At 51.7% G+C, this 21955-nt stretch carries 14 protein-coding genes and 3 tRNA genes; 4 read left to right on the forward strand and 13 right to left on the reverse strand.

Going from position 1 to position 21955, the window contains the following annotated elements; all coding sequences use genetic code 11:
• Nucleotides 1-4: 4 nt before the first annotated feature.
• Together tcdA and mltA are read right to left on the reverse strand one after the other, a co-directional pair.
• Nucleotides 5-823: a tRNA cyclic N6-threonylcarbamoyladenosine(37) synthase TcdA gene (gene tcdA, locus DRI82_RS13885; protein WP_114194520.1), complete on the reverse strand. Its 819-nt coding sequence runs from the start codon at nucleotides 821-823 to the stop codon at nucleotides 5-7.
• A gap of 164 nt (nucleotides 824-987) precedes the next feature.
• The gene (mltA, locus tag DRI82_RS13890; protein WP_114194521.1) at nucleotides 988-2178 is read right to left on the reverse strand and encodes a murein transglycosylase A; all 1191 of its coding nucleotides are present in this window, start codon (nucleotides 2176-2178) and stop codon (nucleotides 988-990) included.
• A 214-nt stretch (nucleotides 2179-2392) separates the two neighbouring features.
• Between mltA and DRI82_RS13895 the strand changes: the two genes are divergently transcribed.
• From DRI82_RS13895 to DRI82_RS13905, 3 genes are all read left to right on the forward strand, one after another.
• A tRNA-Met gene (locus DRI82_RS13895) sits at nucleotides 2393-2469 on the forward strand.
• A 127-nt stretch (nucleotides 2470-2596) separates the two neighbouring features.
• Nucleotides 2597-2673: transfer RNA gene (locus DRI82_RS13900), tRNA-Met, on the forward strand.
• Between the two features lie 133 nt (nucleotides 2674-2806).
• Nucleotides 2807-2883, forward strand: a tRNA-Met gene (locus DRI82_RS13905).
• Between the two features lie 130 nt (nucleotides 2884-3013).
• On the opposite strand, the gene amiC is transcribed toward DRI82_RS13905, so the two are convergent.
• A complete protein-coding gene (gene amiC, locus DRI82_RS13910) occupies nucleotides 3014-4261 on the reverse strand; it encodes an N-acetylmuramoyl-L-alanine amidase AmiC (protein WP_114194522.1) in 1248 nt (415 codons plus the stop codon).
• A gap of 233 nt (nucleotides 4262-4494) precedes the next feature.
• Here amiC and argA point away from each other — a divergent pair, with 233 nt between their 5' ends.
• Complete coding sequence (gene argA / locus DRI82_RS13915; protein WP_114194523.1) at nucleotides 4495-5820, forward strand: amino-acid N-acetyltransferase; 1326 nt, start codon at nucleotides 4495-4497, stop codon at nucleotides 5818-5820.
• Between the two features lie 42 nt (nucleotides 5821-5862).
• Here the strand turns inward: argA and recD are convergent, their stop codons facing one another.
• From recD to lgt, 10 genes are all read right to left on the reverse strand, one after another.
• The gene (gene recD, locus DRI82_RS13920; protein ID WP_114194524.1) at nucleotides 5863-7737 is read right to left on the reverse strand and encodes an exodeoxyribonuclease V subunit alpha; all 1875 of its coding nucleotides are present in this window, start codon (nucleotides 7735-7737) and stop codon (nucleotides 5863-5865) included.
• Nucleotides 7734-11288 carry an exodeoxyribonuclease V subunit beta gene (recB, locus tag DRI82_RS13925; protein ID WP_114194525.1) on the reverse strand — a complete coding sequence of 1185 codons (3555 nt, stop codon included), beginning with the start codon at nucleotides 11286-11288 and terminating at the stop codon, nucleotides 7734-7736. The genes recD and recB overlap by 4 nt, the downstream gene beginning before the upstream one ends.
• The gene (ptrA, locus tag DRI82_RS13930) at nucleotides 11285-14185 is read right to left on the reverse strand and encodes a pitrilysin (protein WP_114194526.1); all 2901 of its coding nucleotides are present in this window, start codon (nucleotides 14183-14185) and stop codon (nucleotides 11285-11287) included. The genes recB and ptrA overlap by 4 nt, the downstream gene beginning before the upstream one ends.
• A 199-nt stretch (nucleotides 14186-14384) precedes the next feature.
• On the reverse strand, nucleotides 14385-17762 hold the full coding sequence (gene recC, locus DRI82_RS13935; protein WP_114194527.1) for an exodeoxyribonuclease V subunit gamma: 3378 nt from the start codon (nucleotides 17760-17762) through the stop codon (nucleotides 14385-14387).
• Between the two features lie 184 nt (nucleotides 17763-17946).
• Nucleotides 17947-18297 (reverse strand): prepilin-type N-terminal cleavage/methylation domain-containing protein, encoded by a 351-nt coding sequence (locus DRI82_RS13940; protein WP_114194528.1) that lies wholly within the window; start codon nucleotides 18295-18297, stop codon nucleotides 17947-17949.
• A 14-nt stretch (nucleotides 18298-18311) separates the two neighbouring features.
• Nucleotides 18312-18776, reverse strand: a complete 465-nt coding sequence (locus DRI82_RS13945; protein ID WP_114194529.1) for a YgdB family protein — start codon at nucleotides 18774-18776, stop codon at nucleotides 18312-18314.
• A complete protein-coding gene (locus DRI82_RS13950; protein WP_245956847.1) occupies nucleotides 18773-19390 on the reverse strand; it encodes a prepilin peptidase-dependent protein in 618 nt (205 codons plus the stop codon). Before DRI82_RS13950 ends, DRI82_RS13945 begins: the two co-directional genes overlap by 4 nt.
• Nucleotides 19378-19962 carry a prepilin peptidase-dependent protein gene (locus DRI82_RS13955; RefSeq protein ID WP_114194530.1) on the reverse strand — a complete coding sequence of 195 codons (585 nt, stop codon included), beginning with the start codon at nucleotides 19960-19962 and terminating at the stop codon, nucleotides 19378-19380. Before DRI82_RS13955 ends, DRI82_RS13950 begins: the two co-directional genes overlap by 13 nt.
• A gap of 204 nt (nucleotides 19963-20166) precedes the next feature.
• Nucleotides 20167-20961: a thymidylate synthase gene (thyA, locus tag DRI82_RS13960; protein ID WP_114194531.1), complete on the reverse strand. Its 795-nt coding sequence runs from the start codon at nucleotides 20959-20961 to the stop codon at nucleotides 20167-20169.
• A gap of 6 nt (nucleotides 20962-20967) precedes the next feature.
• Nucleotides 20968-21837: a prolipoprotein diacylglyceryl transferase gene (gene lgt, locus DRI82_RS13965; RefSeq protein WP_114194532.1), complete on the reverse strand. Its 870-nt coding sequence runs from the start codon at nucleotides 21835-21837 to the stop codon at nucleotides 20968-20970.
• Between the last annotated feature and the right edge of the window lie 118 nt (nucleotides 21838-21955).

Raw genomic sequence — 21955 nt, forward strand, 5'->3', positions numbered from 1 at the left:
GAATTCAAGCCATCTGCTGTTGCCGTAGCGCTTTGCCCAACATTTTCTTCAGGGCATGCGAAACGGCAACAAATCCAAACGTCGCGGTCACCATGGTCGCCGCACCAAAGCCTGAAGCACAGTCCATTCTTTTTGGCCCTTCGGCGGTGCTTTTGACAGCGCACACGCTGCCATCGGCCTGCGGATAAACCAACGGCTCATCTGAAAATACGCAATCGATCCCCAATTTCCCTTTACTGTTTTTCACCACGTTAAAATCGCTTTTCAGCCTTTCACGTAATTTTGCCGCCAGCGGATCCTGAATGGTTTTCGCCAGGTCAACAACAGAGATGCGCGTAGGATCGATCTGACCGCCCGCCCCACCCGTCGTTACCACGGGGATTTTGAACCGTCGACAATAAGACAACAGCGCCGCTTTCGGTCTGATACTGTCAATTGCATCAATAACATAGCTAAAATTTTGGTTCAGCAGGTCGGCAGTATTTTCCGCCGTAATAAAATCATCAATGCAGGTGACCCGACATTCAGGGTTGATCGCCAAAATACGCTCAGCCATTACTTCAGCTTTTGATTGCCCCACGGTCTGCTTCAGGGCATGAATTTGACGGTTAGTATTAGTGACACAAACGTCATCCATATCAATGAGTGTGATCGCGCCAATACCCGTGCGTGCAAGCGCCTCTGCGGCCCAGGAGCCGACGCCACCAATACCAATAACGCAGACATGTGCCTGAGAAAATACCGCCAGCGCATTCTGGCCGTACAGACGCGCCGTACCGCCAAAGCGTTGCAGATAGGCATCGGAATAGGTTGTTGTTGACACAGCTTACCTCTGACTCAAAAAACAAAAGCAGCCCGCAGGCCGCTTTAACAAAACAGTATATGCTCTATACCCAAAATAATTGGATTTGCATCGAGGCTCATGGATGAGCCGAATAATCGAGCGTAGCCAACAAAGATGCAGCTTCAAGTATGACGGGTATAGAATCATTCCTGATTATTGACCAATACCGCACCGCTGGCATTTTGGTAGGTTCCCGGCGGAGAAGTCATCAGCGTGGGTGCCTTCTGACTGGTATAAGCCGTAAATAGTGGACCACCACTTTGCCTCGTTTTCAGAACCCAGACCCGGCCATAGTGGTTATAGTAACCCGCCGCATGGCCCGCCTCCTGACCAATCCCCTGATACATATCAAAGTGCTGGCCCTTAATCGCCCCGCCAACATCAAGCGCAACCATCAGTCGCAGATGATATTTACCGGTAAACTTACCGCCATTGTCAAGTTCAGGAACTTCAGCCAACAGGGTGGTCCCGGAGGGAATCAAGGAACGATCGGAGGCAACCGACGCTTTGGCAACCAATGGAACGGCACTCGCCCCTTTCACCGGCGCATACATCTCCGGTTTGAAGAATACGAATGAAGGGTTCTGTTCCAGCAGTTCCCGCACCTCGGATTCACTATGGGAATCCGCCCACTGCCGTATGGCTTGCATCGACATATTCTCGCGCGCCACTTCGCCACGATCAATCAGGACTTTGCCAATACTGCGATAGGCATGACCGTTCTTGCCTGCATAACCAAAGAACATCAATGGCCTGCCGTCGCCATAATCCACATAACCGCTTCCCTGAACTTCCATCATGAAGTTATCCATCAGCGAGTTGGTATAAGCGATGACCAGACTACTATTCAGCGCACCGGAATAAATTCCAGCCCGATCGGGCAGTCGCCGTTTGCCTTTTTGCGGCATACGGTACAACGGATAGCGGAATTCACCCTGCTGCGTATAGCGCGCCTGCAAGACCGGTGTGTAGTAGCCGGTAAATTGAACGTTGCCAAAGTTATCCATGCCTTCCATCTGGTAGGCACTCAGGCCGTATTGGCTAAGCGTGCGGGTATCGCCACCTGAACGGATCCACTGCTCAACGGAAAGGAAAGTATCACTGTTGCGGTTATACAGCGACGAAGACGCGGACTGCACTTTCATTATCTGATCGATATAATCCTTGGCGTTAACCGGTTTCCCTTTTGCATTCGGCTCATTGACCAGTTCCAGAGGATTATCCAAACGCCCGTCTTTATACTGTTGACCACGATCGGTCGGTTTTGACTGACAACCGGCCAGTACCGCAATCATCAGTCCACTCAGCAGATATTTTCCCAAACGTCCTTTCATTTACCGCACTCTCTCTGAGATATTTTCTACCGGCGAACGATAACAAACGCCCATCGATAAAGGAATTGTTCGTCTTAAAAAAAGAGCATGCACAATATTGATGAAAAAAACAGCAAATGTGTGATTATTCAAACAAAAAAACCGCTTCCGTGCCATTAATCACAAAAATGACTTGCATGAGATCTTGTGGAGAGTATAGTGCGCTTCCATCGGACGCGGGGTGGAGCAGCCTGGTAGCTCGTCGGGCTCATAACCCGAAGGTCGTCGGTTCAAATCCGGCCCCCGCAACCAATTCGATTCTGCGAAAGCAAAACGAAAAAGCGTTCGATAACTTGCTGAAATAAAGTAAGTATAGGCAGTAAACAATAGAAAAAAGCACGAAAGAAGTAGAAATGCAGTAAAAATATAGTAAGACGGACGCGGGGTGGAGCAGCCTGGTAGCTCGTCGGGCTCATAACCCGAAGGTCGTCGGTTCAAATCCGGCCCCCGCAACCAATCAGAATGCGTAAGACAGTAAACGTCGTCTTAGTAGGCGAATGATTACTGCAGTAAAGCTGGTAAATAGTGTAAAAATCAGTACAATAGCATCGGTATTAAGCAGTAAGACGTAAATTAAGAAGTAGACGGACGCGGGGTGGAGCAGCCTGGTAGCTCGTCGGGCTCATAACCCGAAGGTCGTCGGTTCAAATCCGGCCCCCGCAACCAATTACTTACAACATCAAACACCCAACAGGGTGTTTTTTTGTTTCTACAGTTTCTCAATCCTATAGTTTCTCAATTCTCCCGATACGAACCTCATTACCTGCAAGCAAATTCTCACCCCAAGAAATCCGACTCAACGTTTTGCCAGCGTTCCGCCCTTATTGAAATACGCCTTGATCCCCGCCAGGATGGATTCTGCGACCTGTTGCTGAAAACGGCTGGTGCGCAGTTTGCGTTCCTCTTCGACATTACTGATAAAGGCAGTCTCTACCAGAATCGAAGGGATATCTGGGGCCTTAAGTACCGCAAAACCCGCCTGATCGACAATGTTTTTATGCAGATGGTTGATACTTCCCATCCGGTTGAGTACTTCTTTGCCAAATTTCAGGCTGTCATTAATCGTCGCCGTCTGTACCAGATCAAATATCGTGTGGTCGAGATAGCGGTCACCACTCTTGCTTACGCCGCCAATATCATCCGCTTCATTCTGGGTTTGCGCCAAAAAACGCGCTGCGGTGCTGGTTGCCCCTTTGGTCGACAGTGCAAAAACCGACGAACCTCGCGCAGCCCGATTGGTAAACGCGTCGGCATGAATAGAAATAAACAGATCGGCGCGCTGCTTACGGGCTTTCGCGACCCGTACCCGCAACGGAATGAAAACATCTTCATTGCGGGTCATATAAACCTTCATATTGCCCTCACGCTCAATCAACTTACGCAAGCGTCGGGCAATCTGTAGCACGATATCTTTCTCACGGGTTTTAAATTTCCCCGTCGCCCCCGGATCTTCTCCGCCATGACCGGGGTCGAGCATAATCACTATCGGCCTGTCGCGCCCGGCCTTACCTGCCTTCGCGGTTTCGGCGGGCAATGTGCGTTCAAGATCGCCCTTATTGTAATCTTCGAGTAATGCCAGCAGGGGATCATCCTCTTGTGAGCTAGTTCCTTCCTCGGGATAGAGATCCACCACCAAACGATTTTTGAATCCTGCGACCGGTCCAAGGGTAAACAGATGCGGACTGGCATTCTGTTTCAGTTCGAAAACGATTCGCACGGTATTCTTGTCAAACTGCCCTACCCGCGCCTGTTTGAGGTAAGGATCGTCAGACTTAACCTGCGTGCCCAGCCCCTTTAAAATACTGTTGAGATGTACGCCTTCAATATCGATCACCATGCGATTAGGGTTCGTCAGCGCAAATTGACGATATTGCAGCGGCGTACTGGATTCCAGCGTAATACGCGTATAGGTGGAAGAAGGCCAAACACGAACGGCAACGACCTGTGAGGCGGCAAAACCGACGCGACTGATGCTCAACAACCAGGTTGCGGCAGCGCCTTGCAGTAAGCGACGTCGTCCCAGATTGTGATTTTCGTTAGCCATGCGACTCCAGTAACAGATAAACGGCGATGAAAAACATCGCCAAACAGAATAAACGCGAAAACTTTAACGAATCATTTCCATCATGTCATCTGAAAACATTGTCAATGTTTGTCAACTTATTAATGACTTAGCTACCCACTGCAAAATCAATGAATAATATCCTGCTTGCCATCGGGCCAAAAAAGGAATAAAAATACAAAAATTACGAATAAAAATGCAAAAGAGGTTTTGCCGTGAAGGAACGCAGTACTGAATTGGTTCAGGGTTTTCGCCACTCAGTTCCCTATATAAATGCTCACCGTGGCAAGACTTTCGTCATCATGCTCGGCGGTGAAGCTATAGAACATGAGAATTTCAGCAATATAGTTAACGATATCGGGCTGTTACACAGCCTGGGTATCCGAATTGTGGTGGTTTATGGTGCGCGTCCGCAAATTGACGAGAACCTGGCCCAGCACAACTATGAGCCGATTTATCATAAGCATACCCGCGTCACCGATGCCAAAACCCTTGAGTGGGTAAAACAGGCTGCGGGGCTGTTACAGTTGGATATCACCGCCCGTTTATCCATGAGCCTGAATAATACCCCATTGCAAGGTGCGCATATCAACGTGGTCAGCGGTAACTTTATTATCGCCCAACCGTTGGGTGTGGATGATGGCGTGGATTATTGCCACAGCGGACGTATCCGTAGAATTGATGAAGATGCCATTAATCGCCAGCTTGAAAATGGCGCTATCGTGCTCTTGGGGCCGGTCGCGGTATCGGTTACCGGTGAAAGCTTCAACCTGACGTCAGAGGAAGTGGCGACCCAGTTGGCTATCAAACTCAAGGCCGAAAAGATGATCGGTTTTTGCTCTTCCCAAGGCGTTACGGACGTTGAAGGTCACATTATTTCTGAGCTATTTCCCAATGATGCGCAGCAAAGAATCGAGCAGTTGGAAGAGACCGGTGATTATCACTCCGGTACGGTTCGTTTTCTGCGTGGCGCGGTCAAAGCCTGCCGTAGCGGTGTCAGACGCAGCCACTTGATTAGCTACCTGGAGGACGGCGCTCTGGTTCAGGAACTGTTCTCCCGTGACGGTATTGGTACGCAAATCGTGATGGAGAGTGCCGAGCAGGTGCGTCGGGCAACAATAAATGATATTGGCGGCATTCTTGAACTGATCCGCCCGCTTGAACAGCAAGGGATTCTGGTACGCCGCTCGCGTGAGCAACTGGAAATGGAAATAGATAAGTTCACTATCATCGAGCGGGATAATCTGACGATTGCCTGCGCCGCACTCTACCCTTTCCCGGAAGAGCGTATTGGCGAAATGGCCTGCGTGGCAGTGCATCCCGACTACCGCAGTTCATCGCGCGGCGAGATGTTACTGAAAAGAGTCGCATCCCAGGCTAAGCAGCAAGGGCTCGAGAGGTTATTTGTTCTGACAACGCGCAGTATCCACTGGTTTCAGGAGCGGGGCTTCAAACCGGCTGAAGTCGAGGTTCTGCCGATGCAAAAGCAGGCGCTGTACAACTATCAGCGCCGATCAAAGATTCTGCTGCTCGATCTCTAACCGCACCAATGTAAAAGTGACGCTGTAAAAAATAGTGCAGCGTCACTCCCCACGCTCTGACGGCACTAGTTCAAGTGGTAGCAGACGCTCCGTCAAGCCACTGCGGCGCTGGGTGGGCGTACGGATCGCCATACTCAGCACTTTATCACTGGCATACAGCGACAGTCGTTTTCGCGCTCGGGTAATGGCCGTGTAGACCAGTTCACGGGTTAATACCGGCAAGAACTGGTTTGGCAGCACCAGCGCCGTATGATCAAACTCTGAACCCTGAGATTTATGGACCGTCATCGCGTATGCCGTTTCATGGGCGGGAAGACGACTCGGCTGCACCGCCTTGATGTCACCGTTCGGTAATTGGAAGAATACCCGCAGTTCCCCTTGCGCATCTCGCAATGCGATGCCTATATCACCATTGAACAGGCCCAGCGCCCGATCATTGCGACCAATCATCACGGGACGCCCGGCATACCAACGCCCGGAAGGGCCAATGGGACGACGAATCAAACCACCTCGTTGTAACACCTGTTCAATACGTTCATTCAAGCCTGTCACACCAAAAGGCCCCTCACGAAGCGCGCAAAGCAATTGAAAGCGGCTAAATTCGGCAAGAACACTTTTTGCCTCATCTCCCGCAGCAACTTTCTTCAAATATGACCGGTAGCCCTCAACGCAGGCTTCCAGCAAATGTTGATAATCTTCCGTTTCGGCCAGTGGAAAACCCTGCACATCTGCGAAGGTGCCATGTAATGCCGCAATGGCATGCTGACTGTTTCCAGCATTGACCGCCGCCGCCAGTTGACCGATACCTGAACTGGCATCAAACCGGTAGCTCTTGCGCAGTAAACACAAACTGTCGCGCACGTTTGCATCCCGGGCGGCCTCAACGCCTGACACATCACACCCGGTCAAGCGCTGTAACTGGGCTGCTCGCTCCGGACTGTATCCTTGCTCTACAAAGCGGCAAATATCCCCCAACACCGCCCCGGCTTCCACTGAGGCCAGTTGATCGCGATCGCCAAGGAAAATCACTTTTGCCTGGGGAGGCAGTGCCGCAATCAGGCGCGCCATCATCGGCAAATCGATCATGGATGCCTCATCAACCACCAACACATCCAGATGCAGAGGGTTCCCCGCGTGGTATCGCATACGCTGGCTATTCGGTTGGGCGCCCAGCAATCGATGCAGCGTCGTTGCTTCCTGCGGGAATAATGCCAACCACCGATCGTTGGCAAAAATCTGCTGGCTGGCCTGCCCGAGTGATTCCGTTAAACGCGCTGCTGCTTTACCCGTGGGAGCCGCAAGCTGAATACGCAGTGGTCGCCCGGTATTCAATTGAATCAGCGCAGCCAGTAATTTTGCTACCGTGGTGGTTTTCCCGGTCCCCGGACCACCTGAGATAATGGAAATACGGCGCGTTGCCGCGACGGCAGCCGCCACTTTTTGCCAATCGATCTCCCCCTGATTCTCGCCAAAGAGTGCATCAAGGATTTTGCGCAGGGCCGATTCATCAGTGAGCGCTGATTGGGTGTCACTGGCAATAAAGCGCGCCACGTCGCCTTCACTCTGCCACATACGTTGCAAATACAATCGCGATCCTTGCAATACCAATGGCGTCGCCAGCGCGCCATCCCCTACGGCATCAGAGCGGGACAACAGGTCAGCCCACTGTTGCGGGTCCAATGAACCTGCGGCCTGCCATATTTGCTGTGCCAGAACAGGATACCGCCCCTCAAAGAGCTTTTCTGGCATCAATTGTGACAGCGGCAAACAGACATGACCACCTCCGGCTTCAGCGCTAACGCAGGCGGCGGCCAGCAATATCGCCGGGTGACGATCGCGGGCAATTACATGGGCAAATTGCACATCCAGTGCGCGTAATGCGCCTACTGCCTGAGCCTGATCCAGTAAGTCCATCATGATTCGGCTCCTGCGTCAGCTTCATTATTCCCTTCGAACAACGCGTCAAGTTGCGCAATAAATTCAGCATCAGGCCGGCGCTGGAAGATCCCTTGTCCAGGTACAGCGCTATCGACCCCGCGCAGGAAAAGATAAATCACACCGCCAAAGTGCTGCTGATAGTCGTAATCTGCCATTCTGTGACGTAAATAGCGATGTAAAGCCAGACTGTAGAGTTGATACTGCAGATCGTAGCGGTGCTCCGCCATCGCCAGGCGCATCGCCGGTTGGGTGTAAGCGCTGCTATCCTCACCCAGCCAGTTGGATTTGTAATCGAGCAAGTAGAAACGCCCTTCCCAGCAAAACACCAGATCGATAAACCCTTTCAGCATGCCTTGCACTTGTTGGAAATCCAGCGGCGGACATTGTGCAGAGAGGTCGTCATAGCGCTTCACCAACCGATCCAGTTCGTCAGCTTTCAGCAAGCCATTGATCGGTAGATAGAACTGTAGCTCGGATTGCATTTGCCGTGGTGAAAGTTGGCTCAGGCTGATTCCATTCTCATCCAGTGGCGCGTGTAAAACGGCATCCAACCAGGATTCAAGCATCGGTAGCCAATGCTCGCCCAGCCCTTGAACATCAAGCTTTTCCCGCAACCACTCGCGCTCAATAGGCTGAGTAAAATCCAGTTCCTCAAACAAACCATGAAGAAAAGTGCCCGGCGATGCGCCACGCGGGAAAGTATGCGGATTAATCAGCGGCTCAGTTTCACCCTGTTGCTCACCAACAGCATCAACATCAAGACGGGGTAACAAATCATACGCAATGGCCGAACCATGCTGTTGCAAACCGGAATAACTGGTCACCCGCCAATAATCCTGAACCTGACGGTTGAACACTTTTGCCTGTAAGGAACGCGTAACCAGCGGAGGCGCGACCCAGCTTGCAGAGTCGGGTTCATCAACAAGGGTTACCGCAATATCGTCGTTGACGAGTGTATTGAGTTGTTGTTGAAGAAACGCCGCATCACCGGCTTCCTGATGCTGAACCAGAAAACCCAACGCGCTGCGATGCAGATCCGTGTCACCCTGTTTTTTGCGCGTACCTTGAATCAGCGGGGCAATGCCTATGCTGCAGTGGTAAACAGAGCGGGTCAGCGCGACATAAAGCAAGCGTAAATCTTCAGCAAACCGCTCTTCTTCCGCCAACTTCACACTTTCTTCACTGGCATTGAGATCCAGTAGCGCGGCAAAGGTTTGCCTGTCGTGATACAGCACTTGTTGCTGTTGGCGAAAATTAGCCACAAAGGGCAGCCACACCAACGGATACTCAAGACCTTTCGATTTATGAATCGTAATGACCTGAACCAGGTGGCGATCGCTTTCAAGACGCAATTGCTGATTATCTGACTGGCGATCGGGTTGAGAGATCTGCTGTGCCAACCAGCGTGTAAGTGCATGCTCACTATCGAGTTGAGACGCCGACTCCTGCAACAACTCACCTAAATGCAGGACGTCGGTGAGCCGTCTTTCCCCCCCGGCCGTTGCCAGCAGATTTTCAGCCAGGTGCCGTCTGCGCATGACTTCTCGCAGCATCGGTAGCACGCCGTATCTGGCCCAATGCTGCCGATAGCCATCAAACTCTTCAACCAACGCATCCCATTCACTCTCATTCTTACTGAGAGCATCAATGGCCAGCGCATCCAATCCCATCAGACCGGTGGCCATCGCACTGCGTAGCGTTCTCTCCTGCTCTGGAGACATCACCGCCTGTAAGAGCCATAGCAAATCTTTGGCTTCTGCCGTATCAAATACGCTGTCGCGGTTGGAGAGATAGACGGACGGAATAGCAAGCGCACTTAACGCATCGCGTATCAATGCGGCTTCAGCGCGACTACGCACCAGAATCGTGATATCCGAAGCCTGAACAGGTCGACGTTTGTCACCTTTCACCAGCCACGCCTGTTGCTGTTGCCCTGCGGTCAGCCAGTCCCGAATTTGTCCAGCACACTGGCGGGCCATCAATTGCTGGTAATCACTGACTCCGACACCTTCGCCGCTCTGAAGGAAAAAGTGCATTGCAGGTTGTGCAGCGCCTTGATACTCAAAGGATAGCCCTTGATTTTTGATGGCAGGCGAGACCGGGTTAAAGGGGATTTGCTTGAAGAGAAAAGGGGAATCAACCTGCTGAAACAAGCGGTTAACGCTGTTCACCATTGAGTAAGAGGAGCGCCAGTTGGTATCAAGTGTGTAGTGGGCACTTACTTCAGATCGCGCCTGCATATAGGTAAAAATGTCCGCGCCGCGAAACGCATAAATCGCCTGTTTGGGATCGCCAATCAACAATAATCCGCACTGCGGCTGACCCACGTATAAGGTGCGAAAAATACGATATTGCTGCGGATCGGTATCCTGAAATTCGTCGATCATTGCCACCGGATAACGCGTGCGTATGGCCTGAGCCAACAACGCGCTGCCTTGTCCCTGCAACGCCGCGTCAAGTCGGCTCAACAGGTCATCAAAACCCATTTCCGCCCGCTGACGCTTCTCTTTCTGAATTGAGGTACGTATTTCACTCAGGGCTCGCGCCATAATCAGATCGCGAATCGTCAATGGCTCAGCATATATCCCATCTATAAGTATAAAAAGCGGGTGCTCTGGTGGCTGACCTTTCTTGGTTTTTTCCAGCAGAATACTTTGCCGAAACTTTTCCAGCTCTTTTGGCAACTGATAGTCTTCAGTTTCCTGCGCCACCCACTCCGCTACTTTCTCTAACCACATCGGCAAATAGCGGGCACTGTAACTGCGTTTATCCACACCCGACCCGGTAATCAGTGTTTCGATGTCAGCCGCAGCCAGGCGCCACTGTTCTTTCAGCATATTGATACGTGAAAGAATCTGCTGGTGGCGCATCTCCAACGTTTCGTCTTCAGCGGGAGGTTGCAGCAGTGTAGGCGCTTCACCATGCAGGTAAGGGGAAAGATCGGCAAGCAACGCTTCAGGGCCGCTCCATTCCTGACTCACCGCCCGGGTAATGCCTATCGACAGCGGATAGCAATGGCGTCGCCAGTAGTCAGCACAGGCCTGACGGCGTAACGGCAGCTCATCCTGAACCAGCGTTTGTTCAAAAAGGATGCCTGACTCAAAGGCGTTGTGGGTAAGCATACGCTGGCAGAAGCCATGAATAGTGTAAATCGCCGCCTCATCCATCTGCCGTTCTGCAGCAAGCAATTGCGAAGCTGCATCCGCGAAGTCACTCATTTCTGCCATGAGGGAAGTCAGCACCGGATCGTCACTGACTCCCCGTACACAGGCCAATCGCAGTGCATGAATATTGGCGCGAATACGGCCACGTAACTCCTCCGTCGCCGCTTCCGTAAAGGTCACCACCAATATTTCTTCGACAGTCAACGGGCGGGAAAAGGCAGATTTTTTACCCAGCCCCAGCAGTAAGCGCAAATAGAGAATACCGATGGTAAATGTTTTGCCAGTGCCCGCAGAAGCTTCTATCAACCGCTCACCAAAGAGCGGCAGATTAAGGGGGTCGAGCTTCAGCGGTGTGGCTGTATTCATTGACCTTTCACCTGTAATGGCAGCGTTTTTTGCAGACTTGACGCATCAGGGAACGTTGTCCAACTGGCTGGCGCAGCAAAATCCCCTTTTTGATCGCCGCTGCCTTTGATTTGCGACAGCAATGCCAGTCCCTGCGGTTTGATAATCGCTTCGCGGAAGTAACGGATCAATTGTTCAGACGTCACTGCTTCCAATTGCTTGATCACTTTCTCGCGCGTATCAAATTCAAAATTCCCGCGACTGAAATCGTTGCTGAAACGGCTGGCTTCTTCACTCAATGTCTGAGGTCGTTGGCGTAATTCATTGATCATACCCTGCTTATACTGTTCAAAATCCTCTTTGCTCAACGCGGCCAGGCGCTTATCTGCCTGCTCGTAAAAGGCCAGATAGCGCTCATAGAGATAATCAGGTTGCTTGCTGTTGCTCTGTAACAGGAAACCGAAGCCCCACTGCCGACCGATTGAGATTGGGAAGGTAAAGACGGCGTAACCCAACTGCTCCTGTGTTCTCAACTGACCATAAAACCAAGGCTGAATCATTTGTCCCAACAATGAACTGTAGGCCATTCCGCGAACTTCATCATAGCCGGTAGGCACATAGATTGCGGCCAGCGCAGAGTCAGTACTGCTGGCATCGCGTTGCAGGTTTGCCAACTGGTGCTGATTAATCACGACATCCACGCCGTGCCACCACTCGGTTCCCGTGCTCCCCACCTGGTTTTTTATCGACTCTGCCAAATCTTTCACTTTCTCAGCCGTCATGTTGCCCACCACCAGCAACTCCGTTGACGCATGGTGCAACAAGTCATCGCGGTATTTTTTGATGTCCTCAACCGTGATGCTGTCCAGCATTTTACGGCGCTCACTGCGCTCACTGTATGGCACGCGGGAAAGCATCTGAATCGGTTGCAACGCCATTTCGAATGCCTTGCCCTTATCGGCTGAATCGAGCTTTTCCCGATACCAGGATTTTGCCTGACTCAGTTGCTCCTCCGTGGGGACAAAGCTGGAATAGCCTTCAACCAGTGAGGTCAGTAACTGTGGAAGGCGCTGGGTGAAACCGTTGGCATTAACGAGCAGGCCATTGTCGGGGGAGGTAGTGAAACTGATGCCACCGATCGAAGCCTGATAACTCAGTTGATCCAGATAAATCCCCGCCATGTAGTCGGTCAGCGCGTAAAGTACCTGGTGCCTGGCACTGTCGAGCGCTTGTTGGTTACGGAATGCCAGCGTGATATCAGCACGCGGTTCATCCGCAAAGTAACGGCTAGGCATATACAGCGCACGCAATCCTGGCCGATCAATAATCTTCTGCGGATGTGTGGCTGCGTCAACACTGGCTTGACTGTTATCTATCAACGAAAGATCGTCTGGAATGTAGGGGTTCAAAACGGGTAGCGACAGGGAGATCTTCTCACCCAGTTGCTGCCAGGTTTGATAGCGCGCGGCATCGATACGGTCAACCTGATAAGGAGCATTGACGAAATATGCCATTTTGTTGTGCGGCTCATCGGGGCTGATAAACCAGAATCGGGCGTTCTGCGGCGTCAGTTCATCCAGACGTTGGGCAATTGCCTTGGGATCGTAGCGGTCTGCCAGATAGCTTGCATCAAGGGCATGCTCAACGGGCACGCGCAGCATGGTGTCAACCAACCACTCGATGTAATTCATATCCCGCGTAATTGCCGGATAGCGGAAATCAAGATCCAGTACGTGGCCGATTTCAGCGAAATAACTCTGCTCTATCCCTTCCTGACGCATTTTCCCAAGATAATTGAAGATCGCCGCAATCACCCGATCGCGCTGCGCAAGGCCTTTATCCGTTAGCGAAACAGTAATGGCAAACACCCCCTGATTGCGATCCACCATAGGATCGGCACCCGCACTAATGGCGTCCGCGAGCCCTTGCTTTTGTAACCAGTCAGAAAGTGTATTCTTGCTACGGTTACCGATCAGATAGCCAATATACGTGTCCGTTTTACTGCGAAATTCCGCATTGTTGTTATCAATCGGGAACTCAATGCGCAGCTGTTTACGCGGTTGCGCCGGGACATAATGAATGATCAGCCCTTTTTCTTTGTCTGTCATGGTCGGCACGGTGATTTCAGGGACCGCAGCATGACGATTAGGGATCTTGCCGAACGTTTCGCTTGCCAATTTAGCCAGTTGTTCGAGCGGCTGATTACTGTAAATCACGCCGACCATCAGGTTGGCAGAGTAATAACGCTGATAAAACTGGGTCAAGGTATCATGCAGTTTGCTGCCGGGTTTATCCTTCAGTGTATCCAGATTACCACCGGAAAAACGCGCGCTCGGGTGAGCCGGGTTGAGTGTTTCAGCCCTGACCTGCCCCATACGCAAACCGTCGCGTGAACGCGCCATCGTCAATTCCGCATTGACGGCATTTCGCTCACGATCGGCATTGACCGGGTCAAGAATGGGTTCGGCAATGGCATCCGCCATACGGTCGACAGCAGAAGCCAGCGCGTCATTCTCAACTTCCAGATAAAAAGCGGTGCGGTAAGAGGCCGTACTCGCGTTGTGACTGCCGCCGTGCTTTTTCAGGAACTCGGAGAGATTCTCAGGTTCCGGGTAGCGTTTTGATCCCATCAGAACCATATGTTCCAGATAGTGCGCCAACCCGAGCTGACTATCAGGATCTTCCAACGACCCTACGGGCAACGCCAGAGCCGCCAGTGATTTCGGTGCCTGGCTGTCAGAAACCAGCAGCACTGTCATTCCGTTTTCCAGTGTAATCGCCTGATACTGGCGAGGATCGTGTTCACTTTTATGGATTGTCTTTGCCAGTGGTTCCCATCCTTGAGCAGCCCAACTGACCGGTAGCCAAAACGTCAATAAAAACAGTAAACCCGTAATGCAGGCAAGCTGTCTGCGCATTCCCACTCTCCCCTCACCTCGTAAATGTACCGCCTGAGCAAACTTCACTTTCAAAAGACCACTCTGTGCGAATTCAGCCAACGTCATGTTTATGCCGTTATGTTATTTCAGACCCATTTCAACCCTGGGAGTTGAGTATAAAGGTGAATTATTTTTTTATCGGTTATCCAAAAACTTACCTGCCACTGGAAACTCAGCATCAGGCTACATTATGACGGGCCAGCGGCAGCAGATATTTCTCCGCATTGCGAATAATTTCCTCCAGATAGCGATTTTCCAGAGAACGGAAAACCCGCTGAACGTAAGGATCCTCACCTTCACCCGGGATCCGCTGATCCCCTTGCCACACTTGCAATAGCTTTCCACGCGCTTTGGCCTGCACGTCTGCATCATGATCGACATGACCGCTTTTCGGATCAAAACAGTGACTCAACCAGGCCCAACCACTTTTATTCAACAGTAACAGCGGCTTGCACAAACCTTGCTGGTAGCCTTCCAGCAAATCCTGCAAGTGACGCAGTGCATCTTTTTTCTTCATGGCGGCAAAACGCCAGGCCGTATTTTTCCGTCCGTACATCCGGCTCTCACCGGTACCGCCATTGGCGCAATAGGCCAAATGTTCAATCCACAGCAGTAATCCATCGACCGAGGACAAGGCGGCCGGACGCCAGCGTAATAAGCCGTCGGATTGAACTTGATGCAGCCAGCCAGTGAGCATCAAACCCGGTATAATTTCCTGATTCAGCTCAACGCTTAACTGTTCTTCATGGCGCTCTTCCCGCACTTTTTCGGCCAGTTCGACCATCTCTTCCTGCTGCTTTTCCCAGTAAATTTCACCAAAGGCACCATAAGGCAACCCTCCTGACGCTTTGACGCGTGTAAACAGGACAGCCGGATCCTTTTCCTGAATCAGTGAATTCAACAATTGGCTGTTGAATTGATAGCGACTGAGGTTATCCAGAATGAACGGTTCTTCATCCGGTAATTCAGTTTCTTCGAGAATAAAATTAACGCCCAGACGCATCTGGAAAAAGGCACGAACTGGATGACGGTAAAAGCGCAACAAATCGTCCAGTGACACTTCTGGCCGATCCTCTTCAGGCAGGGACTGATTGAAATCAGGGTGCGCGATTCCTTGCAAATCCGCTGCCGGAAGCCATTCGCTGGCGTAACTTTGGTGCTCATTTTTCACATCAAAGTTTTCGGCAACAAACGGCATTCGCGCATGCCAACACACTACATGCTCAACAACGCGCTGGGCACTCTCATCCACATTCAGGGTTTGATCTCCGGGCAATACAAAACTCTGCCCAATATATTCCAGCAACTCAGTAACCAATACAGAGGGATAGCGTTCGCTGTTGTCCTGGATTGAACGCCCGATGTAGCTGATATAGAGCCGCTCCTGTGCAGATAACATGGCCTCCAGAAACAGATAGCGATCGTCATCACGACGACTGCGATCCCCGCGCTGCACTTGCTGCGCCATTAAATCAAACCCCAGTGGCGGCAGCGTTCGTGGGTAGACCCCATCGTTCATACCCAGCAGGCAGACCACCTTGAACGGAATCGAGCGCATTGGCATCAGGGTACAGAAATTGATAGGACCCGCCAGGAATCGCTGACTGATTCTTTCCTGATCAAGGCGTGCGGCAAGTTCGTCACGCAGAATACTCAGCGGTACGTCATCGGGATATTGCGCATTGAGACCATAGTTGAGTACTTTTTGCCACTGCTGTTCGATCAACGCCAGTACCACTTCCGTTTCGCTGTCGGCTACAAAAAAGGTGTCCAGCATTTGGCGGCAAAGCGGTAACCAATCCTGTAATAATCTGGGTTCACTGAGCGTTTTACGCCACAAACTCAACTGCATTAATAATTCAGCCAGATAGCCCGCGAGTTCAGCGGCCAGACCCGTTGACTCGTCGTAGGGCAAGATCCCCTGCCAGTCACCGGCATCGCTGTCCATTGCATAACCAAGCAGCATTCTCGTCAGGCCAAAACGCCATGTATGCTGGCCCGTGGCGGGCAATTCGAGTTCACGAACGCTCTCGTCATCCAGCCCCCAACGAATGCCAGATTCGCCAACCCATTGGCGCAACAGACGCAATCCATCTTCATGAATATTGAAACGAGCGGCCAGTGCTGGCACCTCCAGCAGGGATAACACCTGTTCCGACGTAAAGCGGCTTTGTGGCAAATCCAATAGCGCGATGAATGCCTGCAACGCCGGATGCGCCTGACTGACCTTACGGTCAGAAATGGCAAACGGCAGGAAACGCTCTTTTGGCGCATTACCAAATACCGACTGGATATACGGGGTGTAACTGTCGATATCCGCGACCATCACGATAATGTCTCGCGGCGTGAGCGACGGATCGTCCACCAGCATCTGCAACAGTTTATCGTGCAGCACTTCTACTTCCCGTTGCGGACTGTGGCAGGCGTGAACGCTAATGGAGCGATCTTCAGGATCAAGCTCAATTTTGGTGTCGCTAGATGCCAGCGTCTCCGGCGTCATTCCGACAACGGCATGATCTTCAAGATCCAGCATATCCTGTTGGATATTATGCAGTAGGCATCCGCGCTCTACGTCAGAAAAAGCGTGGACTTCCTGGATATCATCGACCTGGGAAAGCAAAAAAATATGATCGCGCCCCAATTTCCCCCAAGACGCCAATAACGGATTATTCACCTCTTGCTCACCCAATGCGTTAAACAATTGCGCCGCTTGTTGGGGATCGCGAAACAGTTCCTGTTCCATTTTCTCAAGATAGTGACGACGTTTACGGCTCTGTAATTTCGCCAGAAACGCATAGTTCTGAATATCCCCCCAGTAATACTTGCAGGGATTGGTAAACATCAGATGGATATCGATATGCCTGCCCAGCGCCTGCAATGCGTGTAAATAGACGGGAGGAAGAGCGGATATTCCGCAGATGAATACCCGTGGAGGCAAGCCCGGCGGACAGGTGTCACTTGCATTGAGCTGGGTAATAAACCGCTGGTACAAATTGGCACGATGCCATTCAGGTTGATTCAGTTCACGCGTGTATTCGCAAAGTTTTGCCCACAACGGCGCCTGCCACGCCTCCGCCTCGCCTAAACCATCAACGCGTTCTCCCTGCTCCCAACGCTCAAGCCATTGCGGGCGATAGACCAGATATTGGTCATAGAGATCGGCGACCCTGGCGGCGAGCTGATGTATTTTGCGTTTATCCGCATCATCAGTGAGATAGTGCCGCATGGGCGCAAACGCTGGCTCGGCAAGCAGCCTCGGCAACAGCCACATCAGTTTCCAGGTCATGGCGTCTTTGCTGAACGCACTTTCCTTCGGGATACCGGGCAAAACCCGGGTAAACATGTCCCATATAAATGAGGCAGGCAGCGGGAATTCGATATTTGCAGCGATGCCAAATTCTTCAGCCAATTGCATTTGCAACCACTGCGCCATACCTGGGCTTTGTACCAGAACCACTTCTTGCTGGAACGGATCGCTCAGGGGGTTTCCTGCGATCAGTGCCGATGTCAGCGATTTCAGAAGATCCAACTGATTAGAATGATAAACCGTGAACATCATGACCTCTTAAAGTGGCGTAATACCGCGTGGTTGCTGCATGGCACGGCTCAAACACTGTAACGACCCGAGACGGCAAAGCAAGCACTGCATGATAAATGCTGGGGCATTTTCTCATAATGGCTAAAATTTCTTACCCCGCACAGCCTTTCAACGGCTCTAACCTTTCAATACTTCTAGCCTTTCAACACATCCAACGCGTCAGGCTGGCCTTGTACTGGTCAGGGGTTTCAACGAGCGCCGTCACTGCGCGGCATCCACTGTCAGCAGTACTATCACTGAGTGATAACTGCCATGCCCGGGCACCTTTCGACACGGGCAAAATCAGTTGGCTCTGATTGCTGCCCTCACTGGCATATTCATCGAGGCGTTGCTGTGCCAGTGTCCATGCTTGCCGGATTTGCCATTGCCGTTGGAAACTGTCACTGAGCGCTTGGTGGTACTGTATCAACCCCAATAGCGATACCGAAAAGAGCAGCGCGGCGATCAATGCCTCCGGCAAGCTGAATCCCGACTGTTTTACACATTGATTCATTCAACGACATCTCCTTAACGACAGAATTGTGAATCCGTTACGGGGCAGAAATCCAGCCAACTGCGTTTCACCACCGACATAACCTGTGAGTTATTTTCTGTTGTCCTGGGTTCGAGGTGCGTATATAGCGCCAGCGCTTCGCCTTGTTTAACCGTCGCTGCCATCCCTTTCAGCAGATAAATCCCCTCACGCGGTGATTGCCTCAGGCAACTGACAAATGACTGGTTATCCGGTTTCTGGCACTGCCATTGTGCAGTGTCAGACAATTGCCATGATTGGCGACTTCCCCAACTGAGTGCTGAAGCGGCCTGATTCCAGGCCCGTAGATAATGGCGCTCCTCTGCAACCAATTGCAAAGCGTTGGTAAGTTGTTGGTGCAGCGCATTCAGCATCATCAACCCCAATGCCATCAGCATGACAATCGACAGCAAGGTGATACTGCCGCGCTGACGTTGAGCGACACCTCGCCCCTGTTTCATGGATTCAACCCAGAAATAATGCGTTCGATGCGCCGATGGATAGCTGGGCGTCGCGTCCACTGCGCTTCGATCGTCAGTGAAATCAATCCTCCGAGCTTACTGGCTGACAGAGGTAACAGGGTAAATGCTGAAACAATGACTTCCTCAGGATCCAAGAGCTTTTCCCAGCCATTACCCTGACATTGAGTCACACCGCGCTGCACTTCCAATGCCTGTTGCCGAAGACGAAAACCAAAATAGTCTGATTCAGGATGACCACTCCCTTCCCAATGGCCATTACGATTAAGATCGTAGGCTACGATCAGGCAAGAGTTGGCCGCTTCTCCCGCCACGTTGCCTATTCTCAAAGCTTCTCCCTGGCAGTCATCACCCTGACAGAAACCCGCGCGTTTGATGTCCTTTTCAATCATCAATGCTGTCTGGCGTAATAACTGATCCAGACGAAAACGTTGCCCCATATCCTGACTTTGCTGGCGCAGCAACGGGTAGGTTTTTGCTGCGCTCAGCATAACCATGCTTCCCACGCTTAACGCCAGCATCACCTCAGGCAACGTAAAGCCCCGTAACTTTGCCGATGAACTGAACGCACTCATGCGGTATTTCATTGCGCGCATACTCCGATCCCCAGAACTTGTTGTTTCTCACTGCACAGCCTCAAACGTCCGCGAGCAGACAAAATTACCCGCACGCTGCCAGCATTACTGCTCAAGCGAATGTGCCCCGGCAGGGCGGCGTTGCGTAGGCCGTAAAATCCCATGCTATTGGCGGAAAAATCAGACAGGGAAACCGAAGAATACGGTAACCGGAACACTCGGCCACCGGCATTGGCGCACTCTTGTGAAACCGCATGGGTCCCGACGCATCCCCCTTTACCTTGTTTTACCCATAACACCACCGATTCATTTCGCCAGTTGGCATCCGCTTGCTGCGTGGTCAAAAAAGCCAGTAATTGCTGGGCACTCTGCTCAAGTTGCAGCGCCTGCTGATAGCTCCGCCAACTGCTCAGACCCCAGGTCGTCATCATGCCGATCAGCACCATGACAAGCAGGGTTTCGATCAGCGTCATGCCTGATTCAGCGGTTACTCCCTGTTTACAGGGCCTCTGTTTGTAGGGGCGCTGTTTGTAGGTATGCCGTCTGTAGGGATGCCGTTTACCCAGATGCTGTCTATCCAGATGTGTGTCCATGCGCGGATTTTACGGCGGAAAAACCTACGCTCCAGCGGAGTTGTCGGGCTTTTCGGCAGACCGCGCAAAGTGGATGTGAATATGCAGGCTGGTGGATTTACTCTGCGGCACAGCGCGCAAATAAAGCGGGGAGTTCCAGGGGGAAGGGGCAAAAAAACGGAGCCCTCAGGCTCCGGTTTCAACAGGCAGATTCTCTGTTATCGATCAAATGGCGACAGGCGCTTTGATTGCGGGATGCGGATCGTAGCCTTCGATGTCAAAATCCTCGAACCGATAGTCAAACAATGATTCAGGCTTGCGTTTGATAATCAGCGTTGGCAGCGCACGTGGCTCGCGACTGAGTTGCAGATGAGTCTGCTCCATATGATTGCTGTACAGATGGGTGTCACCGCCTGTCCAGACAAAATCACCGACCTCAAGGTCACACTGCTGCGCCATCATATGTACCAGCAAGGCATAGCTGGCAATATTGAACGGCAGGCCGAGGAATATATCGCAGGAGCGTTGATACAATTGGCAGGAGAGTTTTCCGTCGGCAACGTAGAACTGGAAAAAGGCGTGGCAAGGTGCCAAAGCCATCTGATCCAACTCACCCACGTTCCAGGCGGAAACAATAATCCGGCGTGAATCAGGATCTTTTTTCAGTTGTTCAATCACATTGCTGAGCTGATCAATCTTGCGGCCATCTGCCGCCCCCCAGGCGCGCCATTGTTTACCATATACTGGCCCGAGATCGCCGTTTTCATCCGCCCATTCGTCCCAAATCGAGACGTTGTTTTCCCGCAGGTAGGCGATGTTGGTTTCGCCTTTCAGGAACCAGAGCAGTTCATGAATGATGGAACGCAGATGACAGCGTTTGGTGGTCACCAGCGGAAAACCCTCTTTCAGGTTGAAACGCATCTGATGACCGAAAATCGACAGCGTGCCGGTACCGGTGCGGTCGGCTTTTGGGGTGCCTTCGTCCAGCACTTTTTTCATTAATTCCAGATACTGTTTCATTTTACCTCACGACAGTTGTTTCTGTGGGCGGCGGTAAGCCCAGATAATCATAATCACACCAGCAATAATCATCGGCAGCGAAAGTATCTGCCCCATGCTGATCATGCCATCGAACAGGCCGAGCTGTGCATCTGGCTGGCGGAAATATTCAACGACGCTGCGGAATACACCATAGCCAATCAGGAACAATCCTGACACGCTGCCCATTGGGCGTGGTTTGCGGATAAAAAGATTGAGGATGATAAACAGCACCACACCTTCCAGCAGCATTTCATAAATCTGCGAAGGGTGACGCGGCAGCACACCGTATTGATTCAACAGCGGTTGCCACTGCGGATCGGCGGCGGCAATAGCGATGTCGTCTGCGCGCGATCCCGGAAACAGCATGGCCCATGGCACATCCCTGGTCACACGACCCCATAATTCGCCGTTGATAAAATTCCCCAGACGACCCGCCCCGAGACCAAACGGGATCAGCGGAGCGATAAAATCGGCAACCTGGAAGAAATTGCGTTTGGTACGGTGGGCGAACCACAGCATCACACAAATCACACCAATCAGGCCGCCATGGAACGACATGCCGCCATCCCAGACTTTGAACAGGTAGAGTGGATTATCAAGGAACAACGGCATGTTATAAAACAGCACGTAACCGACACGCCCCCCGACAAAAACGCCGAGGAAACCGGCATAGAGCATGTTTTCAACTTCGTCTTTGGTCCAGCCACTGCCAGGCTTGTTTGCACGACGCACGGCAAGCCACATGGCAAAGATAAAACCCACCAGATACATCAAGCCGTACCAATGGAGGGAAACCGGACCGATGGAGAAGATCACCGGATCGAACTTGGGAAACACCAGATAGCTGTTACTCATCTATCACCACAAATTGTTAGTATTTTTCCCCTTTCGGGGGTCGGCAGGGAGCGCATCATAACATAACCGAAAAGCACACCGGATCAGGCGCCAGGAAAAGTTCTGTAAACAGGGACAA

Origin of the sequence: Edaphovirga cremea (genome assembly GCF_003332275.1) — a bacterium.
In the GTDB taxonomy this organism is placed as follows: Bacteria; Pseudomonadota; Gammaproteobacteria; order Enterobacterales; family Enterobacteriaceae; genus Edaphovirga; species Edaphovirga cremea.

What these genes read in the sequence shown, in the direction of transcription:
- mltA (WP_114194521.1), bottom strand. Translation starts at nt 2,178, where the DNA reads ATGAAAGGACGTTTGGGAAAATATCTGCTGAGTGGACTGATGATTGCG.
- amiC (WP_114194522.1), bottom strand. Translation starts at nt 4,261, where the DNA reads ATGGCTAACGAAAATCACAATCTGGGACGACGTCGCTTACTGCAAGGC.
- recD (WP_114194524.1), bottom strand. Translation starts at nt 7,737, where the DNA reads ATGATGGACTTACTGGATCAGGCTCAGGCAGTAGGCGCATTACGCGCA.
- recB (WP_114194525.1), bottom strand. Translation starts at nt 11,288, where the DNA reads ATGAATACAGCCACACCGCTGAAGCTCGACCCCCTTAATCTGCCGCTC.
- ptrA (WP_114194526.1), bottom strand. Translation starts at nt 14,185, where the DNA reads ATGCGCAGACAGCTTGCCTGCATTACGGGTTTACTGTTTTTATTGACG.
- recC (WP_114194527.1), bottom strand. Translation starts at nt 17,762, where the DNA reads ATGTTCACGGTTTATCATTCTAATCAGTTGGATCTTCTGAAATCGCTG.
- DRI82_RS13940 (WP_114194528.1), bottom strand. Translation starts at nt 18,297, where the DNA reads ATGAATCAATGTGTAAAACAGTCGGGATTCAGCTTGCCGGAGGCATTG.
- DRI82_RS13945 (WP_114194529.1), bottom strand. Translation starts at nt 18,776, where the DNA reads ATGAAACAGGGGCGAGGTGTCGCTCAACGTCAGCGCGGCAGTATCACC.
- DRI82_RS13950 (WP_245956847.1), bottom strand. Translation starts at nt 19,390, where the DNA reads ATGCGCGCAATGAAATACCGCATGAGTGCGTTCAGTTCATCGGCAAAG.
- DRI82_RS13955 (WP_114194530.1), bottom strand. Translation starts at nt 19,962, where the DNA reads ATGGACACACATCTGGATAGACAGCATCTGGGTAAACGGCATCCCTAC.
- thyA (WP_114194531.1), bottom strand. Translation starts at nt 20,961, where the DNA reads ATGAAACAGTATCTGGAATTAATGAAAAAAGTGCTGGACGAAGGCACC.
- lgt (WP_114194532.1), bottom strand. Translation starts at nt 21,837, where the DNA reads ATGAGTAACAGCTATCTGGTGTTTCCCAAGTTCGATCCGGTGATCTTC.